Here is a 15,219-nt window from a genome sequence, read left to right as displayed (position 1 = left end):
ATGAGCGACACCGAAAACGACAAGCCGAAACTGGGCATGCGCGCACCGCTGGGTCTGAAGCGCACGGTGGAAACCGGCAAGGTGAAGCAGAGCTTCAGCCATGGCCGTTCCAACACCGTGGTCGTGGAGGTCAAGCGTCGCCGTGTTCTCGGCCCGCAGGGTGCGCCGATCGACGAGTCGACGCCGGCCCCTGCCGCTGCGCCCGAGGCTCCGGCTGCTCAGGCTCCCCGCGCCGCTGCCCCGCAGCAGCAGGCGCCGCGCCCGGCTGCCCAGCCGCCGCGCCGGCCGATGGACAATCTCTCGCCGCAGGAGCGTCAGGCCAAGCTGCTCCGCGAGGCCGAGGAACAGCGCATGCAGGCGCTGGAGGAAAGCCGTCGTCGCGACGACCGCCTCCGTGCCGAGGCACAGGAAGAAGAGCGTCGCCGCGCCGAAGAGCGTGCGCGTGCCCAGACCGAGGCGGCTGCCGCCCCGGCCGAAGCCGCTGCGCCCGAGCCGACGCCCGCGCCTGCGCCCGCCCCGGAACCGACGCCGGAAGTGGTAGCGGAGGCTCCGGCCCCTGCGCCCGCGCCGACGCCGGAGCCGACTCCTGCACCCGCGCCTGCTCCGGCAGCGCCCCAGGCCGCGGCCCCGCAGCAGCCGGCGGCGCCCAAGCCCGCCCAGCCGCAGGCCGCAGCGCCCAAGCCGGCCGCGCCCGCGCAGCCGCCGCGTCGTCCGATCCCGCAGGGTCCGATCACGCTGCAGCTCGATGCGTCGCTGCCCGCGCCGCGCCGCTTCACGCCGGTCGTGCGTCCCGAAATTCCCAAGCCGCAGCCCAAGCCCGAGCCGCAGCAGGCAGCGCCTGCCGCGACCCAGCAGCAGCAGCCGCAGCAGCAGGCACCGCAGCAGAACCAGAACCAGCAGCGTCCCGCCGCTGGTGCCGGTGCCGCGCGTCCGGCGCCTTCGGGTCCCGGCGCCGCGCCGCGCCGCCCGGGTGCCGATCCGGCCAAGCCGTCGCGCGACCGCAAGGGCGACGATCGCCGCCAGTCGGGCAAGCTCACCGTCACGCGCGCCCTGGGCGGCGACGATGGTGCGCGCGCGCGCAGCCTCGCGGCGCTGAAGCGCGCGCGTGAGAAGGAGCATCGCCGCTCCTATGGCGGCCCGCGCGAGCCGCAGATCAAGCAGGTCCGCGACGTGGTGGTGCCCGACGCCATCACCGTGCAGGAACTCGCCAACCGCATGGCCGAAAAGGGCGCGGATCTGGTGAAGGCCCTGTTCAAGATGGGCATGATGGTCACCGTCAACCAGACGATCGACCAGGACACCGCCGAACTGCTGGTCACCGATTTCGGCCATAACGTGCAGCGCGTCAGCGACAGCGACGTCGACATCCAGGTCGATACCGAGCTGGATCCCGAGGACAAGCTGCAGCCGCGTCCGCCGGTCGTCACGATCATGGGTCACGTCGATCACGGCAAGACCTCGCTGCTCGACGCGCTGCGTGGCACCGATGTGGTGCGCGGCGAAGCCGGCGGCATCACCCAGCATATCGGCGCCTATCAGGTGACCCTGAAGGACAAGTCGAAGATCACCTTCCTCGACACGCCGGGCCACGAAGCGTTCAGCGACATGCGCGCGCGCGGTGCCAACGTCACCGACATCGTCGTGCTGGTGGTGGCCGCGAACGACGGGCTGATGCCGCAGACGATCGAGGCGATCAATCACACCAAGGCGGCCGGCGTGCCGATGATCGTGGCGATCAACAAGGTCGACCTCGACAGCGCCAACCCGCAGAAGGTGCGCGAGCGTCTGCTCGAGCATGAGGTGATCGTCGAGGAGATGGGCGGCGACGTCCAGAACGTCGAAGTCTCGGCGCTGAAGAAGATCGGCCTCGACGAGCTGATCGAGAAGATCCAGCTCCAGGCCGAACTGCTCGAACTGCGCGCCAACCCCGATCGCGAGGCCGAAGGCACCGTGATCGAGGCGAAGCTCGACAAGGGCCGCGGCCCGGTCGCGACGATCCTCGTCAATCGCGGCACGCTGCGCGTGGGCGACGTGTTCGTCGTCGGCGCGGAGAGCGGCAAGGTCCGTGCGATGATCGACGACAAGGGTCGCCAGATCAAGGAAGCGGGCCCGGCGATGCCGGTCGAGGTGCTCGGCATCTCGGGCGTGCCGTCGGCCGGCGATCCGATGCAGGTGGTCGAGAACGAGGCGCGTGCCCGCGAGGTCGCCGAATATCGCCAGGGCGTGCTGCTCCAGAAGCGCACGACGCAGGCGCCGGCGAGCCTGGAGAGCATGTTCTCCGCGCTCAAGGACAAGCAGGCGATCGAATATCCGGTGGTGGTCAAGGCCGACACGCAAGGGTCGACCGAGGCGATCGTGGGTGCGCTCAGCAAGCTGGGCAACGACGATATCCGCGTGCGCATCCTGCACTCGGGCGTGGGCGGCATCACCGAGAGCGACGTTTCGCTGGCAGCCGCCAGCGGCGCGCCGATCATCGGCTTCAACGTCCGTGCCAATGCCAAGGCCCGCGAGATCGCCGAGCGGAACAAGGTGGCGCTGAAGTATTACGACGTCATCTACGACCTGACCGACGAGATCCGCGCCGGCATGGCGGGCGAGCTGGGTCCGGAAGCCTTCGAAACGGTCGTCGGCCGCGCCGAGATCAAGGAAGTCTTCTCGGCGGGCAAGCACGGCAAGGCAGCCGGTCTGCTGGTCGTCGATGGCTTCATCCGCAAGGCGCTCAAGGCGCGCATCACGCGCAACGACGTCATCATCTACACCGGCGAGATCGCCTCGCTGCGTAGGTTCAAGGACGATGTCGCCGAAGTGCGCGCCGGTCTCGAGTGCGGCGTGACGTTCACGCAGAACTTCGTGGACATCAAGGCGGGCGACTATCTCGAAACCTACGAAGTCGAGCTGCGCGAACGTACGCTGTAATGGGGCAGAGCTGCCGATGGACACCTTTTGTTCCTCGACAGCTTCGCCTGTGATACGCTTCCTTTCCGGCTGCACCTGCGGCCGGAAAGGAGGTGATCAATTTGCAAGTAAACAATGTAGCGATTCTGGTTCTGGGCGCAGCGACGTTCGTCGTCGCACTGCTCGGGCTGGTGGTGAAGCTGATTGAGCTGAGCCGCAAGTAACCAGTGCGGGCTCCCGGCGCTGGAACGCCGGGAGCCCAATATGATTTGAGCCCGGGCGCTGGAACACCCGGGCTCAGGAAGTGACTTATTGCAAGTTCACAACGTAGCCTGTCCTAGATAGCGAAAACCGGTCAGAATCACAAGATGCGCCAGAACGACACCGATGAAACCCGCTCCGTCCGCGTGCTGCGCGTGGGCGAACAGGTGCGCCATATCCTCAGCGAGATCCTCCAGCGCGGCGACGTGCATGACGATGTGCTGGCGAAGCACATGGTGTCGGTAACCGAAGTGCGCATGTCCCCGGACCTGCGCCACGCGACGGTGTTCGTGAAGCCGCTGCTCGGCAAGGACGAGGAGGCGGTGCTCAAGGCGCTGCGCACCAACACGGCCTTCCTCCAGCGCGAGGTCGCGCACCGCGTGAAGATGAAGTACGCCGCCCGGCTCAAGTTTCTCTCGGACGAGAGCTTCGACGAGGGCAGCCATATCGACAAGCTGCTCCGCGCGCCCAACGTGGCACGCGATCTCGGCGAGGACGATCAGGGCTGATCTGCCCCGCCGCGCGTGCGGGCCACTGGACATCGGCGGCAGTTTCGGTGTGATGCCGCCATGGCCAAGCTCTATTTCTACTATGCCTCGATGAACGCAGGCAAATCGACCACGCTGCTGCAGGCCGATTTCAACTATCGCGAGCGCGGCATGCGGACGCTGCTGTTCACCGCCGGCGTTCACGATCGCGGCGGGCACGGCGTGATCGACTCGCGGCTCGGCATCCATGCCGATGCCATCCCCTTCGATGCCCTCACCGACCTGCGCAGCATCGTCCAGGACGCCCATTTCGCGGCGCCGCTCGCCTGTGTGCTGGTGGACGAGGCGCAATTCCTCTCCGCGCCGCAGGTGCGCCAGCTTGCAGCCGTGTGCGACGAGGATGAGGTGCCGGTGCTCTGCTACGGCCTGCGCACCGATTTCCGGGGTGTGCTGTTCGAGGGCGCGGCGGCGCTGCTGGCGATCGCGGACTCGCTGGTCGAGATCAAGTCGGTCTGCGAATGCGGCCGCAAGGCGACGATGAACCTGCGCGTCGATGCCGAAGGGCGCGCGGTGCGCGAAGGCGAGCAGCGCGAGATCGGCGGCAATGATCGCTATGTCGCGCTGTGCCGACGCCATTTCGTGGAGCGGCGCGGTACCATCGGCTGACAGCGAAAAGGGCGCCGCAGGGATCCCCGCGACGCCCTTCCGCTATGAAGTGCGCGGGGGGAGCCCCGCGCCTCCGATCAGAAGTGGAACCGGATCTCGCCGCCGATGATGCGCGGCTCGTTGATCATGCCGGTCAGGTTGTTGAAGTCGATCGCGCTCTGCGCACGGATCTGGTTGAGGATGTTGCGCGCGAACGCCGCCACCTCATAGCCCTGCGGTGCGCGATAGCCGATGCGCAGGCCACCCTCGGTCAGCGCGCGGCCGCGGAACTCCTTCGCCGAGTAGAGGAAGAAGTTCACCGAGCTGCGATAGGCCCAGTCGGTATAGACATAGACCTCGCCGCCGTTCGCCAGCGGCACGCCGTAACGCGCAGTGGCGTTCAGCACCCAGCGCGGCGCCTGCGGCAGCGGGTTGCCGTCGACCAGCGCAACGGTGGTGCCGCCGATCGTGGTGGTGGGATCGGTCACCGTGCAGAGCGAGCCGCACACCGCCACCGCAAGCTTGGGATCGCGGATCTGGGTGAAGTTGTAGCTGCCGCTGGCCGTCAGCTCGAGGCCACGGACCGGGCGATAGCCGAATTCCGCCTCGACGCCGTACCCGTTGACGTGATCGGCCGAAAGCAGCCGCGTCGAGTTGCTCGCGCCGCCCACCGCGGTGAGCTGCAGATCGTCGGTGCGGAACCAGTAGCCGGTCAGGGCATAGTTCAGGCCCTGCGCCGGGAGCGATCCCTTCACGCCGGCTTCCGCGGACTTGGTGAACTGCTTGCCGGCAGTGGTCGGCACCGAGCCGAAGGTCACGCGATCCTGGATCGCCGGGCCGAGATAGCCGGTGGCGAAGCGTGCATAGACGTTGACGTCCGGGGTCAGCGCATAGGTCGCGCTGGCGTCCCAGGTCACTGCCTCGCCCTTCACCTTCGTCTGCACCGGCAGCTTGAGGCCGGCAGTCAGCGGGCCGAAGCCGGTGATCACGTCGTTCTTGCGATCGTGCGAATAGCGGACGCCGGCGCGCAGCGTGAGCTGCTCGGTCGCCTTGAATTCGCCCGAGGCGAACACGCCGTAATTCTCGTTGATGTTGACGTGCCCGATATTCTGGTTCTGCGCGCCGCCGCCCAGCGGATAGCCATATTCGCTGTAGGTGAGGTTCTGGTCGAAATAATAGAGGCCGGCCTGGCCGCGGAAGGCCCCGAACTGGTCGGTGGCGAAGCGCAGTTCCTGGCTGAACTCCTTGGGGCTGGTGATGCCGCCGGTGTTCGAATCGAACAGCGCCTTGTTCAGGCCAAGCGCCGGGAAGGCATAGGTGTCGCCGCCGTCGATGTCGCCGGTGCTCTGCACCTTGGCGCGCTCAAACGCGGTGACCGAGTAGAGCGTACCGATCCCGTCGAAATGATAGTCGAGCTGCAGGTTGGTGCCCCACTGCTCCAGCCACTGGCTGGTATAGCCGTCGAGCTTGACGTGCTTGGGGTCGAAGCCTGCCGAGAAGTTGTTCGAGCCCTGCTGGAACAGGCCGGCGCGGAAGACGCGCGGCGTGCCCTCGAGGTCGCGGCCATGGACGTTGAGCAGCGCGTTGAAGTCGCCGCTGGTGTAGGCGAGCTGCACGCGGCCGGCGCGATCGGTATAGCCTTCCAGCTTGCGATTGGCGACGCTCTTGGCGCTGGTGCTGTCGTTCACCACCCAGTTGTCGCGGTGCTGGACCAGGCCCGAGACGCGCAGGCTGAAGCCGTTGCCGAGCGGGGCGTTGAGCGCGAGATCGGCATTGATCGTGTTGTAGGTCGCCCAGCTGACGCTGCCCTGCGCTTCGTACTTGTCGGTCGGGCGCTGCGATTCGAGCTTTACCACACCGGCCGGCGTGTTGCGGCCGAACAGGGTGCCCTGCGGCCCGCGCAGCACTTCGACGCGTGCCAGGTCGAACGCCGGGAAGGCCTTCAGCATCGGGTTCTCGAGCGCGACATTGTCATAGACCACCGACACCGGCTGGGCGGCGTTGGGATCGAAATCGGTGTTGCCGAGGCCGCGGATGTAGAAGCGCGGGAAGGTGCGGCCGAACGAGCTTTCGATCTGCAGGCTGGGCGTGCGCGCGGCGAGGAAGCGGATGTCGAGACCCGAGGAGTTGAGCACCTCGAGCTTCTCGCCGCTGATCGCGGTGACGGCGACGGGCACGTCCTTCGCGGCTTCGGTCCGGCGCTGGGCGGTGACGACGATCTCGCCGCTCTGCTGCGGCGCGCTGTCGTCGGGCTGGACGCCCTGGACCGGGGCGGGCGTATCGTTGCGGGTGGCGGCGAGCGCCGAAGGCGTGGTGAGCGCAGCGCTGCCGAGGAGCAGGACGCGGAGGAGAGTAGCGTTTGTCATGGCGGAATCGAATCCCCGTGCTGTGATGGCCGTCCTCTCCGGCGCGATGTCGCGATCGTTTCTTGTCGATGTCGCTGATTTTTCGCGCGCCTGTAGCGGAAGCGTCACTTGTATCAAGCGCTACCATTGGCGGGCGGGACGGTTTGCTTCGACCTGTTGCAATTATGTCGTGGTTTGCGCGCGCCCGGATCGCCGCTTATGGCCGCGGCGATGCATGGCTGGATCCTTCTCGACAAACCCCTGGGCCTCGGCTCGACACAAGGCGTGAGCGCGGTGAAGCGCGCGCTGCGCGAGGGCGGCTATGCCAAGGTGAAGGTCGGCCATGGCGGCACGCTCGATCCGCTGGCGACCGGCGTGCTGCCGATCGCGCTGGGCGAGGCGACCAAGCTCGCCGGGCGCATGCTCGACAGCGACAAGGTGTACGACTTCACCATCCGGTTCGGGGTGGAGACGGATACGCTGGACGCCGAGGGGAAGGTGATTGCGACATCCGAGGTGTTCGTCGACGGCGCGGACGTCGAGGATGTCCTCGGGCAATTTCTGGGCGAGATCGATCAACTGCCGCCCGCCTATTCCGCACTGAAGGTCAATGGCGAGCGCGCCTATGACCTCGCGCGATCGGGTCAGGAAGTTACATTGGCGACGCGTCGGATCACGATCCACGATCTGCAGTATCTATCTTGGCAGAACGAGGATGGCGCGCAGTGCGCCACCCTCCGCGCCCATGTCTCCAAGGGCACGTACATCCGCAGCCTCGCCCGCGACATCGCCCGCGCGCTTGGCACCGTCGGCCATGTCACCTATCTCCGCCGGATCAAGGCGGGGCCCTTCACCCTGGATCAGGCGATTTCGCTGGACTCTTTGGCGGATGCCGCTAAGGAGCGGCGCCTTGAAGACATTTGCCTGCCGCTGAGGGCGGGGCTGGACGACATCCCGGCTCTACCCCTCACCCCCGATCAGGCAGGGCTGCTCCGCCAGGGGCGGGTCTTGGTCGGGATTGCCAAAGACGATGGCCTCTATTTCGCGCTGCTCGGGGATACCCCCGTCGCGCTGGTAGAGGCGGAAGCCGGAAGCATCCGGGTCGTACGCGGCTTCAACCTGTAGCCTTAGATGTCGAAGGAACGCCTATGTCGATCACGCAGGAGCGCAAGGAAGCGCTCGTCAAGGAACACGCTCGCAACGAGGGTGACACCGGCAGCCCCGAAGTGCAGGTCGCGATCCTCTCGGAGCGCATCGCCAACCTCACCGAGCACTTCAAGACCCACGCGAAGGACAATCACTCGCGCCGCGGTCTGCTGATGCTGGTCAACAAGCGCCGCAGCCTGCTGGACTATCTGAAGAAGAAGGACCAGGCGCGCTACGCAGATCTCATCGCGAAGCTCGGTCTTCGCAAGTAACACGGAAAGGCGACCTTCGGGTCGCCTTTTTGTCATTCCGGTGCGATAACGCACCGGCGGTCCCGGGCGAAAGGCGCCGGGGACGAACGGGGGATCCGGCAATACGGTCGGTCCCACGAGCCACATACGGCTCACGCATAGGCCCCCCGCGTGATTGGCACCGGGGAGTGAAGGAAACGACATGTTCGACAAGAAGACTGTATCGATCGAGTGGGGCGGCAAGACGCTGACTCTCGAAACGGGCAAGGTTGCCCGCCAGGCCGACGGCGCGGTGATCGCGACCCTCGGCGAAACCGTGGTGTTGTGCGCGGTCACCGCCGCCAAGAGCGTGAAGGAAGGCCAGGACTTCTTCCCGCTGACCGTCCACTACCAGGAAAAATTCTCGGCCGCCGGCCGCATCCCGGGTGGCTTCTTCAAGCGCGAGCGCGGCGCCACCGAGAAGGAGACGCTGGTCTCCCGCCTCATCGACCGCCCGATCCGCCCGCTGTTCCCGGAAGGCTTCTACAACGAGATCAACGCCATCGCTCAGGTGCTGAGCTATGACGGCGAGAACGAGCCCGACATCCTCTCGATGATCGCCGCCTCGGCAGCGCTCACCCTCTCGGGCGTGCCCTTCATGGGCCCGATCGGCGCGGCGCGCGTCGGCTACATCAACGGCGAGTACATCCTCAACCCGACCGACGCGCAGGTTGCCGAGGGCGAGCTCGATCTCGTCGTCGCCGCGACTTATGACGCGGTGATGATGGTCGAATCCGAAGCCAAGGAGCTTTCGGAAGAGGTCATGCTCGGTGCCGTGCTGTTCGCGCACGATGCCTGCCGCGAGATCGTCAAGGCGATCGTCAAGCTCGCCGAGCAGGCCGCCAAGGAGCCCTGGGAAATGGCGTCGTCGAACGACAACGCCAAGCTCAAGGACAAGCTGAAGAAGCTGATCGGCAAGGACATCGCCGCCGCCTACAAGCTGACCGACAAGTCGGCCCGCTCGAACGCGCTCAACGAAGCGCGTGCCAAGGCGAAGGCGCAGTTCACCGAGGACGGCCTGTCCCCGCAGGACGTGATGGCCGGCATCAAGCTGACCAAGAAGCTGGAAGCCGAGATCGTCCGCACCGCCATCCTCAAGGACGGCAAGCGCATCGACGGCCGCACCACCACGCAGATCCGCCCGATCGAGGCGGAGACGCACTTCCTCCCGCGCGCGCACGGCTCGGCGCTGTTCACCCGCGGCGAAACCCAGACCATCGCCACCTGCACCCTCGGCACCAAGGACGCCGAGCAGATGATCGATGGCCTGAACGGCCTCAGCTACCAGAACTTCATGCTGCACTATAACTTCCCGCCCTATTCGGTCGGCGAAGTCGGCCGCTTCGGCGCGCCGGGCCGTCGCGAAGTCGGCCATGGCAAGCTGGCATGGCGCGCGCTGCACCCGGTGCTGCCGTCGAAGGAAGACTTCCCCTACACGATCCGCCTGACCAGCGACATCACCGAGTCGAACGGCTCGTCGTCGATGGCATCGGTGTGCGGCGGCAGCCTCGCGATGATGGACGCCGGCGTGCCGATCAAGCGTCCGGTCTCGGGCATCGCCATGGGCCTGATCCTCGAGGGCAAGGATTACGCGATCCTGTCCGACATCCTGGGTGACGAAGATCACCTGGGCGACATGGACTTCAAGGTCGCCGGCACGTCCGAGGGCATCACCACGATGCAGATGGACATCAAGATCGCCGGCATCACCAAGGAGATCTTCGAGGCGGCGCTCAACCAGGCGAAGGCCGGTCGCGCGCACATCCTGGGCGAGATGAACAAGGCACTGGGCGAAGTCCGCGCCGAGCTCTCCGCGCATGCACCGCGCATCGAGACCTTCACGATCGACAAGTCGAAGATCCGTGAAGTGATCGGCACCGGCGGCAAGGTGATTCGCGAGATCGTCGCCACCACCGGCGCCAAGGTCGACATCGACGACGAGGGCGTGATCAAGGTCAGCTCGTCGGATCCGGCGCAGATCGAAGCCGCGATCAAGTGGATCAAGGGCCTCGTCGAGGAAGCCGAAGTCGGCAAGATCTACAACGGCAAGGTCGTCAACCTGGTCGATTTCGGTGCGTTCGTGAACTTCATGGGCGGCAAGGACGGCCTCGTCCACGTCTCGGAGATCAAGAACGAGCGCGTCGAGAAGGTCTCGGACGTCCTGAGCGAAGGCCAGGAAGTCAAGGTCAAGGTCCTCGAGATCGATCCGCGCGGCAAGGTGCGCCTGTCGATGCGCGTCGTCGACCAGGAAACCGGTGCCGAGCTGGAAGACTCGCGTCCGGCCCGCGAACCGCGCGAGCCGCGCGGCGATCGTGGTGACCGCGGCGACCGCGGCGATCGTGGCGGCGACCGCCGTCGCGAGGGCGGCCGTGGCGGCGAGCGCGGTGGCGAGCGCGGCGAGCGTGGCCCCCGCCGCGATCGTGGCGACAAGCCCCGCAGCGGCGGCCGTGACGGCGGCAAGGACGAAGGCGGCGAGGACATCGGCCTCCCCGCGTTCCTGACCGGCGATCGCGACTGATCTTCCGTCGCCAACGCGAACGAACAGGAAAGGGGTCCGGCGCTGCCGGGCCCCTTTTTTGCGCGTGTTTCCGCTGTTTCATTGAATCTCAATCCGCGCTACGTAGCTTTACGGGGGAAACGGAAGCGGAGCTTCGCGACGGGATCGAGTGAGGGCGGGACGATGATGGCAACGACGACGATCGCCGAATTGCGGCACGATCACGAGATGATCGACATTCTCGCACGACGTTTGTCCGGACTGCTCGAGAGCGATGCGACCCCCGACCAGCTCTCCACCGCGCTCGATCACCTGCTCAACTGCGTGGCCGACCATCTGTCGCGCGAGGATATGACCATCTACGAGCTCGCCTTGTCGGCCAAGCCCGGCCTGTCGCGCGCCAAGGTCGATCAGGTGCGCGAGGATTTCGAACGGCTCAAGGCGAACTGGCAGGACTATCTGCTGTTCTGGTCGCCCGAGCAGATCGCCGCCGACCGCCCCGGCTTCGTCGAGGCGAGCCGTGCGATGCTGCCGCGCCTGCGCAACCGCGTGAAGCTGGAGGAAAGCCTGCTGGTGGCAGCGGCGCTGCAGGGCGAGCCGGCGATCCCGACGGCGCACTGAGGCGCGGTGCCGCAAAGGCAGCGTTGCGGAACCCCTCGCAGGCATCGTTCGGCGCACCTGGCGGCCAATGTCGGCCGCGCGCGCTATCCTGGCGCGACGGCGTGAATAGCGATATGGTGCACACGCGCGTCGGCATGCGTGCGCAAGAAAATCGGAGGTAGAATGGAAGACGGCATCCACCCTCTGCATGACGCCCCGATACGCCTCGGGCGGCGCCTGAATAGGCCGTGGTTCGCGTATGCGCAGAGCGATCTTCGCTTTCAGGCCGTTCCGGTGCGTATGTCAGGCTGGCTTGCGCTTGCCACCCTCCTCATGGGGCCGCTGTGCATCACGCAGTTGCCGGTGCTCCGGCCAGCCATCGTACCGCTGGCACTGGGCTTCGCCTATGTAGTGGCGTTCCTGCTGCTCATCTTGATCGTTCGTGCGCGTGGCAACCGCTATGCTGCGCCTGTTCCCGTTATGCGGGACGGCGGCGTCTGGCTTTGGCGCGCGGCAGCGCGTGAGGCCGCTGGGACGCTGGCTCGTCCGGCGTAACATGCGTCCCTGATCTGACGTTTCGTACCCTTCGATGACGGGTTCGGGACGGCCCGATCTCGGACGGCATAGGAGGAATGCCGTTCACTCCGCCGCCAGCAGGCTCGTCGCGCCGCCGAGATCCACCGACACCAGCCGGCTCACCCCGCGCTCGACCATCGTCACGCCGAACAGCCGGTGCATCCGCGCCATCGTCGCGGCATTGTGGGTGACGATCAGGTAGCGGGTCGCGGTCTCGCGGGTCATTGCCTCCAGCAGATCACAGAATCGATCGACATTGGCGTCGTCGAGCGGCGCGTCGACTTCGTCGAGCACACAGATCGGCGAGGGCTTGGTGAGGAACAGCGCGAAGATCAGTGCCACCGCGGTCAGCGCCTGCTCGCCGCCCGAAAGCAGGGTGAGCGACTGCAGCTTCTTGCCCGGCGGCTGGGCCATGATCTCGAGCCCCGCCTCCAGCGGATCGTCCGAATCGATCAGCGCCAGATGCGCCTGGCCGCCGTTGAACAGCGTGGTGAACAGCCGGCGGAAATGCTGGTCGACCGCCTCGAACGCGGCGAGCAGGCGCTGGCGCCCTTCACGATTGAGCGTGCCGATCGACCCGCGCAGCCGGTGGACCGCCTGGAGCAGCTCGTCGCGCTCCTTCGCATTGGTACCGAACGCGGCCTCCAGCTCGGCGAGTTCGGTCTCGGCGACAAGGTTGACCGGGCCCAGCCGCTCGCGATCGGTGCTCAGCTTTTCGTGCGCGGCGGATTCCTCCTGCGGGCTGCGCACCGTCTCGCCCTCGAAACCGAGCCGGGCGGGGAGCAGCGGCGGCGGGCATTCGAAGCGCTCGCCCGAGACGCGCCCCATCTCCACCCGGCGGAGGTCCTGGTTCTCCGCCCGCGCAGCGGCGCCGGCGCGGCGCTCGCGGGCTTCGGAGAGCGATTCGCTTGCCGTGCGGGCGGCGACTTCGGCGGTGCGGAGCGCGGCTTCGGCTTCGCGCTCGGCAGCCTGGGCGGCCGTGGAGTCGCGCTTCATCGTCTCGTTGGTGGCCTCTGCCTCGGCCAACTGCGCCGCGATCTGGGCGGGGCGGGTGGCGATCGCCTCGCGCTCCTGCGCCAATGTGGCGGCGCGTTCGTCCATTTCGGCCGAGCGGCGGGTGGCGTCGGCAGCGCGGGCGGACCAGCTCTTCGCCTCGGCGCCCGCGGCGGCGAGCCGCTCGCGCGCCTGGGCAAGCTCGCGATCCAGCGCGGCGCGGTCCGCGCGGACGCTGGCGACCGCCCCACGGGCCTGGTCTGCCGCGCGGGACAGCCCGGCGACCCTGGCGCGCGTCTCGGCACCATCGGGAAGCGCCGCCTTGGTCCCTTCGGCACGGCCATATTCGGCATGGGCTTCCTCGGCCTCGGCTGCCACGCGGGCGCGCCGCGTGTCGAGATCCGCGCGCTGGGCCTCCAGCCGCTCTATCTGGCCGGCGGCGCGATCCTCGGCGCGGGTGGCTTCGCGCGACGCCAGTTCGGCGTGATCGAGCCGCTTGCGGTTCTCCGCCGCGCTGCGGCGCGCCTCGGCGATCGTCGCCTCGATCCGGCTGAGCGCCGTCGCCGCCGCGTCCAGCGCCGCCTGTGCCGCCGGGCGTGCCCGCTCCAGCGCCGACAGCCGGTTGACGCGTTCCAGTCGTTCCGCCGCCGCTGCACCGCCTGAGCGTGCGCGATAGCCGTCCCAGCGGCGCAGCACGCCCTGCAGCGTGACCAGCCGCTGGCCAACCGCGAGCGGCTCGCCGGTGTCGGTTTCGCACACCAGCACCTGGGCGAGACGGCGGGCGAGTTCCTTGGGCGCGGTGACGTACGAAAGGAGCGGGGTGGTGCCGGCGGGGGCATCGGGATCGGAGGGAAGGGGGGCGGCACCTTCCCAATGGCGATCTGCGCCGGAATCCAGACCGGCTTCGAGATCGTCACCAAGCGCAGCGGCAAGCGCGCGCTCATACCCGGCGGCGACAGTCAGCCGGTCCAGCACCCGGTCCTTGCCCGAGGCCTTCGTGGCCTTGGCGAGCGCTGTTGCTTCGCTGTCGATCTGCGCGAGCTCGGCATGGGCAGTGGCGCGCGCCGCCTGGGCGCCGTTACGCGCGTCGATGGCGCCGCGCTCCTCGGCATCGGCGCGGGCGAGGGCGTCGCGGGCGGTCTCGGCCTGGCGCTGCGCTTCGGCGCGCGCCTCTGCGGCGCGGACGCGCTCGGCGTGGAGCGGGGTGGCATCGCCCAGCGCGCGCGCCTCGCTGTCGATCCGCGCCTGGTCCCGCTGGCTGCGTTCGACCCGCGCGCGGGCGGCGGACAGCGCGGCATCGGCAACGCGCACCTCGGCGGCCTCGCTCGCCTGCTGGGCCAGGGCCTGGGAGAGCGCGACCTCGGCATCGCGCGCCGTGCGCTCCGCCTCGGTCAGCGCGGCGTCCAGCACGGGCGCGCGCGCGCCGCTTTCGGCGATCCGCGCCTCCAGTGTTGCCTGCTCGGCCGTAAGCCGCGCGATCCCCTCGGCCGCGTCGCGCGCCAGCGCCGCCTCGCGTGCGCGATCCGCATCCAGCCGCCGGCTCGCCTCCGCAAGTTCGGCGATGCGCCGCTCCACCCCGTGGCGGGCGCCGCGCAGCGACTGCAGCCGGTGCTGGGCGTCGCTGGCGGCGTCGCGCAGCCGAAGCGCCTCGGCGCGGAACCTGCCGACCGCTTCCGCGGCCGCCATCTGCGCGGTTTCCGCCTTGGCCTGTGCCGCACTGCGCTCGGCGACCAGCGATTCGGCCTCGGCCGCATCCTTGCGAGCGCTCTCCGCCGCCGCCGCCGCATCGCGCCAGCGCGCGAAGATCATCCGTCCCTCGGCGACGCGGATGCGATCGGAAAGCTCGCGGTAGCGCTCGGCCTGCCGCGCCTGGCGCTTGAGCGCGGCGGCACGCTGCTCCTGCTCGCCGATCAGTTCGTCGAGGCGGGTGAGGTTGGTCTCGGTCGCGCGGAGTTTCTGCTCGGCGTCGCGGCGGCGGACATGGAGGCCGGCGATCCCCGCCGCTTCCTCCAGCATCGCGCGGCGCTCGCCGGGCTTGGCGGCGATGATCGCACCGATTCGCCCCTGGCTGACCAAAGCCGGCGAGTGCGCGCCGGTCGCGGCGTCGGCGAAGGCCAGCGCCACGTCCTTGGCGCGCACGTCGCGGCCATTGATGCGATAGGCGGATCCGGCACCGCGTTCGATGCGGCGGATGATCTCCAGCTCGTCCTGCTGCTCGGGCAGATCCGCGACCACCGCCACTTCGGCGAAGTCGCGCTGCGGCCGGGTCGCCGTACCGGCGAAGATCACGTCTTCCATGCCGGCGCCGCGCATCGACTTGGCGCTGGTCTCGCCCATCACCCAGCGCAGCGCTTCGAGCAGGTTGGACTTGCCGCAGCCATTGGGGCCGACGATCCCCGTCAGCCCCGGTTCGATCCGCAGATCGGCCGGGTCGACGAAGCTCTTGAAGCCCGTCAGCCGCAGCCGTTTTATCTGCATGGCGC

Annotated in this window: 10 protein-coding genes; 8 read left to right on the top strand and 2 right to left on the bottom strand. The window is 68.1% G+C overall.

Features of this window, described 5'->3' with window-relative positions; genetic code table 11:
- From infB to OIM94_RS11380, 3 genes are all read left to right on the top strand, one after another.
- Entirely contained in the window at positions 1–2,916 is a 2,916-nt protein-coding gene (infB, locus tag OIM94_RS11390; protein ID WP_264606847.1) for a translation initiation factor IF-2, read from the top strand.
- Between the two features lie 347 nt (positions 2,917–3,263).
- A complete protein-coding gene (gene rbfA / locus OIM94_RS11385; protein WP_264606846.1) occupies positions 3,264–3,665 on the top strand; it encodes a 30S ribosome-binding factor RbfA in 402 nt (133 codons plus the stop codon).
- Between the two features lie 60 nt (positions 3,666–3,725).
- Positions 3,726–4,310 carry a thymidine kinase gene (locus OIM94_RS11380; protein ID WP_264606845.1) on the top strand — a complete coding sequence of 195 codons (585 nt, stop codon included), beginning with the start codon at positions 3,726–3,728 and terminating at the stop codon, positions 4,308–4,310.
- A gap of 77 nt (positions 4,311–4,387) precedes the next feature.
- Here OIM94_RS11380 and OIM94_RS11375 read toward each other — a convergent pair whose 3' ends face one another.
- The gene (locus OIM94_RS11375) at positions 4,388–6,655 is read right to left on the bottom strand and encodes a TonB-dependent receptor (protein ID WP_264606844.1); all 2,268 of its coding nucleotides are present in this window, start codon (positions 6,653–6,655) and stop codon (positions 4,388–4,390) included.
- A gap of 210 nt (positions 6,656–6,865) precedes the next feature.
- Between OIM94_RS11375 and truB the strand changes: the two genes are divergently transcribed.
- From truB to OIM94_RS11350, 5 genes are all read left to right on the top strand, one after another.
- Positions 6,866–7,759 (top strand): tRNA pseudouridine(55) synthase TruB, encoded by an 894-nt coding sequence (gene truB, locus OIM94_RS11370; protein ID WP_264609889.1) that lies wholly within the window; start codon positions 6,866–6,868, stop codon positions 7,757–7,759.
- A gap of 23 nt (positions 7,760–7,782) precedes the next feature.
- Positions 7,783–8,052: a 30S ribosomal protein S15 gene (gene rpsO, locus OIM94_RS11365; protein WP_010544825.1), complete on the top strand. Its 270-nt coding sequence runs from the start codon at positions 7,783–7,785 to the stop codon at positions 8,050–8,052.
- A gap of 181 nt (positions 8,053–8,233) precedes the next feature.
- A complete protein-coding gene (gene pnp, locus OIM94_RS11360) occupies positions 8,234–10,588 on the top strand; it encodes a polyribonucleotide nucleotidyltransferase (RefSeq protein ID WP_264606843.1) in 2,355 nt (784 codons plus the stop codon).
- A gap of 162 nt (positions 10,589–10,750) precedes the next feature.
- Entirely contained in the window at positions 10,751–11,188 is a 438-nt protein-coding gene (locus tag OIM94_RS11355; RefSeq protein ID WP_264606842.1) for a hemerythrin domain-containing protein, read from the top strand.
- Positions 11,189–11,350: 162 nt separating this feature from the next.
- Positions 11,351–11,722 carry a hypothetical protein gene (locus tag OIM94_RS11350; protein WP_264606841.1) on the top strand — a complete coding sequence of 124 codons (372 nt, stop codon included), beginning with the start codon at positions 11,351–11,353 and terminating at the stop codon, positions 11,720–11,722.
- Positions 11,723–11,806: 84 nt separating this feature from the next.
- Here OIM94_RS11350 and smc read toward each other — a convergent pair whose 3' ends face one another.
- Positions 11,807–15,214, bottom strand: a complete 3,408-nt coding sequence (gene smc, locus OIM94_RS11345; RefSeq protein WP_264606840.1) for a chromosome segregation protein SMC — start codon at positions 15,212–15,214, stop codon at positions 11,807–11,809.
- Positions 15,215–15,219 lie beyond the last annotated feature (5 nt).

The sequence above is a fragment of the Sphingomonas sp. R1 genome, from assembly GCF_025960285.1.
GTDB lineage: Bacteria > Pseudomonadota > Alphaproteobacteria > Sphingomonadales > Sphingomonadaceae > Sphingomonas.
This window is presented reverse-complemented; position numbering and strand designations above follow the sequence as displayed.

What these genes read in the sequence shown, in the direction of transcription:
- OIM94_RS11380 (WP_264606845.1), top strand. Translation starts at nt 3,726, where the DNA reads ATGGCCAAGCTCTATTTCTACTATGCCTCGATGAACGCAGGCAAATCG.
- OIM94_RS11350 (WP_264606841.1), top strand. Translation starts at nt 11,351, where the DNA reads ATGGAAGACGGCATCCACCCTCTGCATGACGCCCCGATACGCCTCGGG.
- OIM94_RS11355 (WP_264606842.1), top strand. Translation starts at nt 10,751, where the DNA reads ATGATGGCAACGACGACGATCGCCGAATTGCGGCACGATCACGAGATG.
- rbfA (WP_264606846.1), top strand. Translation starts at nt 3,264, where the DNA reads ATGCGCCAGAACGACACCGATGAAACCCGCTCCGTCCGCGTGCTGCGC.
- truB (WP_264609889.1), top strand. Translation starts at nt 6,866, where the DNA reads ATGCATGGCTGGATCCTTCTCGACAAACCCCTGGGCCTCGGCTCGACA.
- infB (WP_264606847.1), top strand. Translation starts at nt 1, where the DNA reads ATGAGCGACACCGAAAACGACAAGCCGAAACTGGGCATGCGCGCACCG.
- pnp (WP_264606843.1), top strand. Translation starts at nt 8,234, where the DNA reads ATGTTCGACAAGAAGACTGTATCGATCGAGTGGGGCGGCAAGACGCTG.
- smc (WP_264606840.1), bottom strand. Translation starts at nt 15,214, where the DNA reads ATGCAGATAAAACGGCTGCGGCTGACGGGCTTCAAGAGCTTCGTCGAC.
- rpsO (WP_010544825.1), top strand. Translation starts at nt 7,783, where the DNA reads ATGTCGATCACGCAGGAGCGCAAGGAAGCGCTCGTCAAGGAACACGCT.
- OIM94_RS11375 (WP_264606844.1), bottom strand. Translation starts at nt 6,655, where the DNA reads ATGACAAACGCTACTCTCCTCCGCGTCCTGCTCCTCGGCAGCGCTGCG.